General features: G+C 69.1%; 1 pseudogene. It reads right to left on the reverse strand.

The annotated features are described in order from the left end of the window. Positions 1 to 434 (reverse strand): annotated as a pseudogene (locus tag KVT44_RS55595) (transketolase); the annotation flags it as partial.

Consider the following 434-nt stretch of genomic DNA (forward strand, 5'->3'; position numbering starts at 1 on the left):
GTGTGCGCGAGGACCTCGTCCGCGACCTCGAAGGACTTCTCCGGGTCGAAGCCGAGGACGCGCTTGGTGGCCGCGACCTCGTCCTCGCCGAGCGCCGAGCCGTGCGCGGCCTCGGTGTTCTGCGCGTGCGGAGCGGGCCAGGCGATGATCGAGCGCATCGCGATGAACGACGGCTTGTCCGTCACCTTCTTCGCGGCCTCGATCGCGTTGTAGATGGCGTGCGGGTCGATGTCGCCGTCCGGCTTCGGCGCGACGCGCTGCACGTGCCAGCCGTACGCCTCGTACCGCTTGACGGTGTCCTCGGAGACCGCCGTCTCGGTGTCGCCCTCGATCGAGATGTGGTTGTCGTCCCACAGCAGGACGAGGTTGCCGAGCTTCTGGTGACCGGCCAGGGAGGACGCCTCGTGCGAGATGCCCTCCTGGAGGCAGCCGTC

Origin of the sequence: Streptomyces sp. GbtcB7, assembly GCF_019091445.1 — a bacterium.
GTDB classification, from domain to species: domain Bacteria; phylum Actinomycetota; class Actinomycetes; order Streptomycetales; family Streptomycetaceae; genus Streptomyces; species Streptomyces mirabilis.